The 9,522-nt window shown below is 42.1% G+C and carries 9 protein-coding genes and 1 pseudogene; all 10 read left to right on the forward strand.

The window, feature by feature from the left end; all coding sequences use genetic code 11:
* Positions 1–426: 426 nt before the first annotated feature.
* Entirely contained in the window at positions 427–1,761 is a 1,335-nt protein-coding gene (gene trmFO / locus HT688_RS03640) for a methylenetetrahydrofolate--tRNA-(uracil(54)-C(5))-methyltransferase (FADH(2)-oxidizing) TrmFO (protein ID WP_000083733.1), read from the forward strand.
* 83 nt (positions 1,762–1,844) lie between these two features.
* Positions 1,845–2,582: a UMP kinase gene (pyrH, locus tag HT688_RS03645; RefSeq protein ID WP_000002996.1), complete on the forward strand. Its 738-nt coding sequence runs from the start codon at positions 1,845–1,847 to the stop codon at positions 2,580–2,582.
* 8 nt (positions 2,583–2,590) lie between these two features.
* Positions 2,591–3,148 carry a ribosome recycling factor gene (frr, locus tag HT688_RS03650; protein ID WP_001262225.1) on the forward strand — a complete coding sequence of 186 codons (558 nt, stop codon included), beginning with the start codon at positions 2,591–2,593 and terminating at the stop codon, positions 3,146–3,148.
* 59 nt (positions 3,149–3,207) lie between these two features.
* A complete protein-coding gene (cvfB, locus tag HT688_RS03655) occupies positions 3,208–4,062 on the forward strand; it encodes an RNA-binding virulence regulatory protein CvfB (RefSeq protein WP_001095471.1) in 855 nt (284 codons plus the stop codon).
* Between the two features lie 8 nt (positions 4,063–4,070).
* Positions 4,071–4,286, forward strand: coding sequence for a YozE family protein (locus tag HT688_RS03660; RefSeq protein ID WP_001232084.1), 216 nt, complete (start codon positions 4,071–4,073; stop codon positions 4,284–4,286).
* A gap of 84 nt (positions 4,287–4,370) precedes the next feature.
* The gene (locus HT688_RS03665; RefSeq protein ID WP_000658205.1) at positions 4,371–5,375 is read left to right on the forward strand and encodes a PhoH family protein; all 1,005 of its coding nucleotides are present in this window, start codon (positions 4,371–4,373) and stop codon (positions 5,373–5,375) included.
* A gap of 212 nt (positions 5,376–5,587) precedes the next feature.
* Positions 5,588–6,157, forward strand: coding sequence for a GNAT family N-acetyltransferase (locus tag HT688_RS03670; protein WP_000443735.1), 570 nt, complete (start codon positions 5,588–5,590; stop codon positions 6,155–6,157).
* Between the two features lie 67 nt (positions 6,158–6,224).
* A complete protein-coding gene (locus HT688_RS03675; protein WP_000387332.1) occupies positions 6,225–6,875 on the forward strand; it encodes a helix-hairpin-helix domain-containing protein in 651 nt (216 codons plus the stop codon).
* Positions 6,859–9,093 (forward strand): DNA internalization-related competence protein ComEC/Rec2, encoded by a 2,235-nt coding sequence (locus HT688_RS03680; RefSeq protein ID WP_172923572.1) that lies wholly within the window; start codon positions 6,859–6,861, stop codon positions 9,091–9,093. The genes HT688_RS03675 and HT688_RS03680 overlap by 17 nt, the downstream gene beginning before the upstream one ends.
* A gap of 57 nt (positions 9,094–9,150) precedes the next feature.
* Positions 9,151–9,522 (forward strand): annotated as a pseudogene (locus tag HT688_RS03685) (transposase family protein); the annotation flags it as partial.

A 9,522-nucleotide genomic window follows, 5' to 3' on the forward strand; every position in this document is an offset into this window, starting at 1 on the left:
AGCAACCTGCGGCTAGTTTGCTCTTTGATTTTCATTTAGTATAAACAGGGAAGTTTGCCTTCTTCCCTTTTTTTGTTATACTAGTAGAAGAAAAAAATAGAAAGATTTGTGGGAGTGAAAAAGTCCGGGGGACTTTTTCAGCTTGAGCCAAGAAATTCGAGAGCGAGGAAAGTCTGGGGGACTTTTTCAGCTTGAGCCAAGAAATTCGAGAGCGAGGAAAGTCCGGGGGACTTTTTCAGCTTGAGCCAAGAAATTCGAGAGCGAGGAAAGTCTGGGGGACTTTTTCAGCCTGAGCCAAGAAATTCGAGAGCGAAGTAAGTCCAATGGACTTTTTCAGCCTGAGCCAAGAAACTCGAAAGCTCGTAAGTCTGATTGGCTTTTTCAATGTGAATCTTAACTTCACACTCCCAAAGAGGTATTAGTGTCGTGTCTCAATCTTATATCAATGTTATCGGTGCTGGTTTGGCAGGTTCTGAAGCAGCTTACCAAATCGCAGAGCGTGGTATTCCAGTTAAACTTTATGAAATGCGTGGTGTCAAGTCGACTCCTCAGCACAAAACAGACAATTTTGCTGAGTTGGTTTGTTCCAATTCTTTGCGTGGGGATGCTTTGACAAATGCAGTTGGTCTTCTCAAGGAAGAAATGCGTCGCTTGGGTTCTGTTATCTTGGAATCTGCTGAGGCTACACGTGTTCCTGCCGGTGGAGCCCTTGCGGTGGATCGTGATGGTTTCTCTCAAATGGTGACCGAAAAAGTGGTCAACCACCCCTTGATTGAAGTGGTGCGTGATGAAATTACAGAATTGCCAACAGATGTTATTACAGTTGTGGCGACTGGTCCCTTGACTAGCGATGCCCTGGCTGAAAAGATTCATGCCCTTAATAATGGCGATGGCTTCTATTTCTACGATGCAGCAGCGCCTATTATCGATGTCAACACTATCGATATGAGTAAGGTCTATCTCAAATCTCGTTATGATAAGGGAGAAGCAGCCTATCTCAATGCTCCAATGACCAAGCAAGAGTTTATGGATTTCCATGAAGCCTTGGTCAATGCGGAAGAAGCACCGCTCAATTCTTTTGAAAAAGAAAAGTACTTTGAAGGATGTATGCCAATCGAAGTCATGGCCAAACGAGGCATTAAAACTATGCTTTATGGTCCTATGAAACCAGTCGGTCTTGAGTATCCAGACGACTACACAGGTCCTCGTGATGGAGAATTTAAAACCCCTTATGCGGTGGTTCAACTTCGTCAGGACAATGCAGCTGGTAGCCTCTATAATATCGTCGGTTTCCAAACCCACCTTAAATGGGGAGAGCAAAAGCGCGTTTTCCAAATGATTCCAGGTCTTGAAAATGCGGAGTTTGTTCGTTATGGGGTCATGCACCGCAATTCTTACATGGATTCACCAAATCTTCTGGAGCAGACCTACCGTTCTAAGAAACAACCAAATCTCTTCTTTGCTGGTCAGATGACGGGTGTGGAAGGCTATGTAGAGTCCGCAGCATCAGGCTTAGTTGCAGGTATTAACGCGGCTCGACTCTTCAAGGGTGAAAGTGAGGCTATTTTCCCAGAGACAACAGCGATTGGAAGTCTAGCTCATTACATCACCCATGCCGACAGCAAACATTTCCAACCAATGAATGTCAACTTTGGGATTATCAAGGAGTTGGAAGGCGAACGTATCCGTGATAAGAAGGCTCGTTATGAAAAAATTGCAGAGCGTGCCCTCAGCGATTTAGAGGAATTTTTGACTGTCTAATTTTTTTGAAAGAATCGCTCATGATACTATAAAAATCTTAGAAATTGTGATAAAATAGGTAGGATAAAAGAAGGAGAGTGAAAATGGCGAATCCCAAGTATAAACGTATTTTAATCAAGTTATCAGGTGAAGCCCTTGCCGGTGAACGTGGCGTAGGGATTGATATCCAAACAGTTCAAACAATCGCAAAAGAGATTCAAGAAGTTCATAGCTTAGGTATCGAAATTGCCCTTGTTATCGGTGGAGGAAATCTCTGGCGTGGAGAACCTGCAGCAGAAGCAGGTATGGACCGCGTTCAGGCAGATTACACAGGAATGCTTGGGACTGTTATGAATGCTCTTGTGATGGCCGATTCATTGCAACAAGTTGGTGTTGATACGCGTGTGCAAACAGCTATTGCAATGCAACAAGTGGCAGAGCCTTATGTCCGTGGACGTGCCCTTCGTCATCTTGAAAAAGGCCGTATCGTTATCTTTGGTGCCGGAATTGGTTCACCTTACTTCTCAACAGATACAACAGCGGCCCTTCGTGCAGCTGAAATCGAAGCGGATGCTATCCTTATGGCTAAAAATGGGGTCGATGGTGTTTACAATGCCGATCCTAAGAAGGACAAGACAGCCGTTAAGTTTGAAGAATTGACCCACCGTGACGTTATCAATAAAGGTCTTCGTATCATGGACTCAACTGCTTCAACCCTCTCAATGGATAACGACATTGACTTGGTTGTCTTCAACATGAACCAACCAGGCAACATCAAACGTGTCGTATTTGGTGAAAATATCGGAACAACAGTTTCAAATAATATCGAAGAAAAGGAATAAGAAAGATTATGGCTAACGCAATTATTGAAAAAGCTAAAGAGAGAATGACCCAGTCTCACCAATCACTTGCTCGTGAATTTGGTGGTATCCGTGCTGGTCGTGCCAACGCAAGTTTACTCGACCGTGTACATGTAGAATACTATGGAGTAGAAACTCCTCTTAACCAAATTGCTTCAATTACCATTCCAGAAGCGCGTGTTTTGTTGGTAACACCATTTGACAAGTCTTCATTGAAAGACATCGAACGTGCCTTAAACGCTTCTGATCTTGGTATCACACCAGCTAACGATGGTTCTGTAATTCGTTTGGTTATCCCTGCTCTTACAGAAGAAACTCGTCGTGACCTTGCTAAAGAAGTGAAGAAAGTCGGTGAGAATGCTAAAGTGGCTGTCCGCAATATCCGTCGCGATGCTATGGATGAAGCTAAGAAACAAGAAAAAGCAAAAGAAATCACTGAAGACGAATTGAAGACTCTTGAAAAAGACATTCAAAAAGTAACAGATGATGCTGTTAAACACATCGACGACATGACTGCCAACAAAGAGAAAGAACTCTTGGAAGTCTAAAAATAAACAGAAAAACTCAGTTGGCATTGCTGGCTGAGTTTTGTTCGAAAGAAGGAAATATGAATACAAATCTTGCAAGTTTTATCGTTGGACTCATCATCGATGAAAACGACCGTTTTTACTTTGTTCAAAAGGATGGCCAGACCTATGCTCTTACCAAGGAAGAAGGTCAACATACAGTAGGGGATACGGTTAAAGGTTTTGCCTACACGGATATGAAGCAAAAACTCCGCTTGACAACTCTAGAAGTGACTGCCACTCAGGACCAATTTGGTTGGGGACGTGTCACAGAAGTTCGTAAAGACTTGGGTGTCTTTGTGGATACAGGCCTTCCTGACAAGGAAATCGTTGTGTCACTCGATATTCTCCCTGAGCTCAAGGAACTCTGGCCTAAGAAGGGTGATCAACTCTACATCCGTCTTGAAGTGGACAAGAAAGATCGTATCTGGGGACTCTTGGCTTATCAAGAAGACTTCCAACGTCTGGCTCGACCTGCCTACAACAACATGCAGAACCAAAACTGGCCAGCCATTGTATACCGCCTCAAGCTGTCAGGAACTTTTGTTTACCTGCCAGAAAATAACATGCTTGGTTTTATCCATCCTAGCGAGCGCTATGCAGAGCCACGTTTAGGGCAAGTTTTAGATGCGCGTGTCATTGGTTTCCGCGAAGTGGACCGCACTCTGAACCTCTCCCTCAAACCACGTTCGTTTGAAATGTTGGAAAATGATGCCCAGATGATTTTGACTTATTTGGAAAGCAATGGCGGTTTCATGACCTTGAATGATAAGTCATCTCCAGATGACATCAAGGCAACCTTTGGCATTTCTAAAGGTCAGTTCAAGAAAGTTTTAGGTGGTCTTATGAAGGCTGGTAAAATCAAGCAAGACCAGTTTGGGACAGAATTGATCTAGGGTGACATATGAGAAAATCATTTTACACTTGGCTCATGACCGAGCGCAATCCTAAAAGTAACAGTCCCAAAGCTATCCTAGCAGACCTAGCCTTTGAAGAATCAGCTTTTCCAAAACACACAGATGATTTTGATGAGGTGAGTCGCTTTTTGGAAGAACATGCCAGTTTCTCTTTTAACCTAGGAGACTTTGACGCTATCTGGCAAGAATACTTAGAACACTAGCATGATTCATTGGGTTTGGGCTAGTAATTTCTCCATCCCTTTGCTATAATAAAAAGAAATAAAAGGATTAGAGAGGTTCTTTATTTGAAGGAACATTCAATAGACATTCAACTGAGTCATCCAGATGACCTGTTTCATCTTTTTGGTTCCAATGAGCGCCATCTTCGTTTGATGGAAGAAGAGCTTGATGTGGTGATTCATGCTCGTACAGAGATTGTACAAGTCTTGGGGGGGGAGTCAGCTTGTGAGGAAGCTAGACAAGTTATTCAAGCCTTGATGGTTTTGGTAAATCGTGGAATGACAGTCGGCACACCAGATGTAGTGACTGCGATTAGCATGGTCAAAAACGATGAAATCGACAAATTTGTCGCCCTTTATGAAGAAGAAATTATCAAGGATAATACAGGGAAGCCTATCCGTGTCAAAACACTAGGTCAAAAACTTTATGTGGACAGTGTTAAACAGCATGATGTGACCTTTGGAATTGGGCCAGCAGGTACAGGGAAGACCTTTCTTGCAGTGACCTTAGCAGTGACTGCACTTAAACGTGGGCAAGTCAAGAGGATTATCTTGACACGTCCAGCGGTGGAAGCAGGAGAGAGTCTAGGTTTTCTTCCGGGTGATCTTAAGGAGAAGGTAGATCCTTACCTTCGACCTGTTTATGATGCTTTGTATCAGATTCTGGGGAAAGACCAAACAACTCGACTCATGGAGCGTGAAATTATTGAGATTGCGCCCCTTGCCTATATGCGTGGACGGACCTTGGATGATGCCTTTGTCATTCTCGATGAGGCGCAAAATACGACCATTATGCAGATGAAGATGTTTTTGACTCGTTTAGGTTTTCATTCTAAGATGATTGTCAATGGAGATATCAGTCAGATTGACCTGCCACGCAATGTCAAGTCCGGTTTGATTGATGCCCAAGAGAAACTCAAGAACATTCACCAGATTGACTTTGTTCATTTTTCAGCCAAGGATGTGGTTCGCCACCCAGTTGTCGCTCAGATTATCCGAGCCTATGAACCAGAACCGGTTAAAAAAGAAGAGAGTGAAGAATTAGATTCTCAACCTCTATATGAAGGATAGTTCTTTTGTACTTAAAGTTATCTCAATACTAAATCTATAGTAGATTGAAGCTAGAATAGTACGTTGTGACTGCTAAAACATTTTTAGAAATTAATTTGACTTTCCTGATTGATTTGTTTATATCTTATTTCAATCTACTATAAGTTTGCTTTTTAAATGTTTTATTCAATATCCTTATATTAGATTAGAAAGGTTTCAAGTGGAAGAAACGTATGGAATCAATCTTTTTAAAACTAGCTCAGTATCCCATAGTCGAGACAGAGCGTTTGTTGCTTAGACCTGTAACTTTGAATGATGCGGAAGCAATGTTTGACTATGCCTCGGACAAGGATAATACACGTTACACTTTTTCAACCAATCAAAATGTAGAAGAAACCAAGAATAATATTGCTCAGTTCTACTTGGCTAATCCCTTGGGACGCTGGGGGATTGAATTAAAAGATAACGGCAAGTTTATCGGAACCATTGACTTGCACAAGATTGATCCTGTTCTTAAGAAGGCAGCTATTGGCTACATTATCAATAAAAAGTATTGGAATCAAGGATTGACGACAGAAGCCAATCGTGCCGTAATTGAGCTAGCTTTTGAGAAGATAGGAATGAATAAGTTAGTTGCTTTACACGATAAGGCTAATCCCGCGTCAGGAAAGGTCATGGAGAAATCAGGCATGCGTTTTTCCCACGAAGAAGCTTATGCTTGTATGGACCAGCATGAAAAAGGCCGAATCGTGACAAGAGTTCATTATGTCTTGACCAAGGAAGACTATTTTGCAAATAAATAAGCAGTTGAAAAGAAATTTTTCGACTGTTTTTTCTTCCTCTTACGAATAATCTAAGAGAGGAGAAAATATGGAAGCAATTATCGAGAAAATCAAAGAGTATAAAATCATCGTCATCTGTACTGGTCTGGGCTTGCTTGTAGGCGGATTTTTCCTGCTAAAGCCAGCTCCACAAACACCTGTAAAGGAAACGAATTTGCAGGCTGAAGTTGCAGCTGTTTCCAAGGATTTGGTATCCGAAAAGGAAGTGAACAAGGAAGAGAAGGAAGAACCCCTTGAACAAGATCTAATCACAGTAGATGTCAAAGGTGCTGTCAAATCGCCAGGGATTTATGACTTGCCTGTAGGTAGTCGAGTCAATGATGCTGTTCAGAAGGCTGGTGGCTTGACAGAGCAAGCAGACAGCAAGTCGCTCAATCTAGCTCAGAAAGTTAGTGATGAGGCTCTGGTTTACGTTCCTACTAAGGGAGAAGAAGCAGTTAGTCAACAGACTGGTTCGGGGACAGCTTCTTCAACAAGCAAGGAAAAGAAGGTCAATCTCAACAAGGCCAGTCTGGAAGAGCTTAAACAGGTTAAGGGACTGGGAGGAAAACGAGCTCAGGACATTATAGACCATCGTGAGGCAAATGGGAAATTCAAGTCGATTGATGAACTCAAGAAGGTCTCTGGCATTGGTGCTAAGACCATAGAAAAGCTAAAAGACTATGTTACAGTGGATTAAGAACATCCCCATTCCCCTAATTTACCTGAGTTTTTTGTTACTTTGGTTTTATTACGCTATTTTCTCAGCATCCTATCTTGCTTTGTTGGGCTTTGTTTTTCTGCTAGTCTGTCTCTTTTTCCAATTTCCATGGAAATCAACAGGCAAAGTTTTAGTGATTTGTGGAGTCTTTGGCTTCTGGTTTCTGTTTCAAAATTGGCAACAGAGCCAAGCGAGTCAAAATCTGGCGGATTCTGTTGAAAGGGTACGGATTCTGCCTGACACTGTTAAGGTCAATGGTGATAGTCTGTCCTTTCGCGGCAAGGCTGATGGACGCATTTTTCAAGTCTATTATAAACTCCAGTCCGAGGAGGAGAAAGAAGCCTTTCAAGCTTTAACCGACCTGCATGAGATAGGACTAGAAGGGAAGCTTTCGGAGCCAGAAGGGCAGAGAAATTTTGGTGGCTTTAATTACCAAGCCTATCTGAAGACTCAGGGAATTTACCAGACTCTCAATATCAAAACAATCCAGTCACTTCAAAAGATTGGCAGTTGGGATATAGGAGAAAACTTGTCCAGTTTACGTCGAAAGGCTGTGGTTTGGATTAAGACGCACTTTCCAGACCCTATGCGCAATTACATGACAGGACTCTTGCTGGGACATCTGGACACCGACTTTGAGGAGATGAATGAGCTTTATTCCAGTCTAGGAATTATCCACCTCTTTGCCCTATCTGGCATGCAGGTAGGTTTTTTCATGAACGGATTTAAGAAACTTCTCTTGCGATTGGGCTTGACCCAAGAAAAGTTGAAATGGCTGACTTATCCCTTTTCCCTTATCTATGCGGGACTAACTGGATTTTCAGCATCGGTTATTCGCAGTCTCTTGCAAAAGCTACTGGCTCAACATGGGGTTAAGGGCTTGGATAATTTTGCCTTGACAGTGTTTCTCCTCTTTATTGTCATGCCAAACTTTTTCTTGACAGCAGGAGGAGTCTTGTCCTGCGCTTATGCTTTTATCCTGACCATGACCAGCAAAGAAGGGGAGGGGCTCAAGGCTGTTGCTAGTGAAAGTCTAGTCATCTCCTTGGGCATATTGCCCATTCTATCCTTCTATTTTGCGGAATTTCAACCTTGGTCCATCCTCTTGACCTTTGTCTTTTCCTTTCTATTTGATTTGGTCTTCTTACCGCTCTTGTCTATCTTATTTGCCCTTTCCTTTCTCTATCCAGTCATTCAACTGAATTTTATCTTTGAATGGTTGGAGGGAATGATTCGCTTGGTCTCGCAGATGACAAGTAGGCCGTTTGTCTTTGGACAACCTAATGCATGGTTTTTAATTTTATTGTTAATTTCCTTGGCTTTGGTCTATGATTTGAGGAAAAATATCAAAAGAGTAGCTGGCTTCAGCTTACTTATTGTGGGTCTCTTTTTCTTGACCAAGCATCCACTGGAAAATGAAATTACCATGCTGGATGTGGGGCAAGGAGAAAGTATTTTCCTAAGGGATGTAACTGGGAAGACCATTCTCATAGATGTAGGTGGCAAGGCAGAATCTGATAAGAAAATTGAAAAATGGCAAGAAAAGGCGACGACCAGCAATGCCCAGCGAACCTTGATTCCCTATCTCAAAAGTCGAGGAGTAGCCAAGATTGACCAGCTGATTTTGACAAATACGGACAAGGAACATGTTGGAGATTTGTTGGAGGTGACCAAGGCTTTTCATGTAGGGGAGATTTTAGTATCAAAAGGAAGTCTGAAACAGAAGGAATTTGTGGCAGAACTACAGGCGACTCAAACCAAGGTGCGCAGTGTGACAGCAGGAGAGAACTTGCCAATTTTTGGAAGTCAGTTAGAAGTCCTATCTCCAAGGAAAATTGGAGATCATGAAGATACCCTGGTTTTGTATGGAAAACTCTTGGATAAAAACTTTCTTTTCACTGGAAATTTGGAGGAGAAAGGAGAGAAGGACATGCTGAAGCACTATCCTGACCTAGAAGTGGATGTTTTGAAAGCTAGCCAACATGGCTCTAAAAAATCATTAAGTTCAGACTTTTTAGAACAGCTCAAACCAGAGATGACTCTCATCTCAGTTGGAAAGAACAATCGAACGAAACTCCCCCATCAGGAAACTTTGACACGACTGGAAGGTATCAATAGCAAAGTTTACCGAACTGACCAGCATGGAGCTATACGGTTTAAAGTTTGGAATAGTTGGAAGATTGAAAGCGTTCGATAGGAAAGATAAATATTATTATTAGACTTCCTGCGAAACAAAATATGGTATAATAGTTCTATGAATTATGAAGCAAGTAAACAACTAACTGATGCACAATTTAATCGTCTTGTTGGTGTTCAGCGCACGACTTTTGAAGAGATGTTAGCTGTATTAAAAATTAAACACGCAAAAGATGGATAAAAACCTAAATTAAGCCTAGAATACCTTCTTATGGCGACTTCAATATGTGCGAGAATATCGAACTTATGAACAAATTGCGGCTGATTTTGGTATCCACGAAAGCAACTTAACCCATCGGAGTCAATGGGTTGAAGTAACTCTTGTTCAAAGTGGTTTTACGATTTCAAGACCTCCTCTCAGTTCTGAGGACACGGTAATGATTGATGCGACGGAAGTAAAAATCAATCGCCCTAAAAAAACAATTAGCGA

The organism is Streptococcus sp. 1559 (assembly GCF_013276735.1).
Taxonomy (GTDB): domain Bacteria; phylum Bacillota; class Bacilli; order Lactobacillales; family Streptococcaceae; genus Streptococcus; species Streptococcus pseudopneumoniae.

What these genes read in the sequence shown, in the direction of transcription:
- HT688_RS03680 (WP_172923572.1), top strand. Translation starts at nt 6,859, where the DNA reads ATGTTACAGTGGATTAAGAACATCCCCATTCCCCTAATTTACCTGAGT.
- HT688_RS03670 (WP_000443735.1), top strand. Translation starts at nt 5,588, where the DNA reads ATGGAATCAATCTTTTTAAAACTAGCTCAGTATCCCATAGTCGAGACA.
- cvfB (WP_001095471.1), top strand. Translation starts at nt 3,208, where the DNA reads ATGAATACAAATCTTGCAAGTTTTATCGTTGGACTCATCATCGATGAA.
- pyrH (WP_000002996.1), top strand. Translation starts at nt 1,845, where the DNA reads ATGGCGAATCCCAAGTATAAACGTATTTTAATCAAGTTATCAGGTGAA.
- HT688_RS03660 (WP_001232084.1), top strand. Translation starts at nt 4,071, where the DNA reads ATGAGAAAATCATTTTACACTTGGCTCATGACCGAGCGCAATCCTAAA.
- frr (WP_001262225.1), top strand. Translation starts at nt 2,591, where the DNA reads ATGGCTAACGCAATTATTGAAAAAGCTAAAGAGAGAATGACCCAGTCT.
- HT688_RS03675 (WP_000387332.1), top strand. Translation starts at nt 6,225, where the DNA reads ATGGAAGCAATTATCGAGAAAATCAAAGAGTATAAAATCATCGTCATC.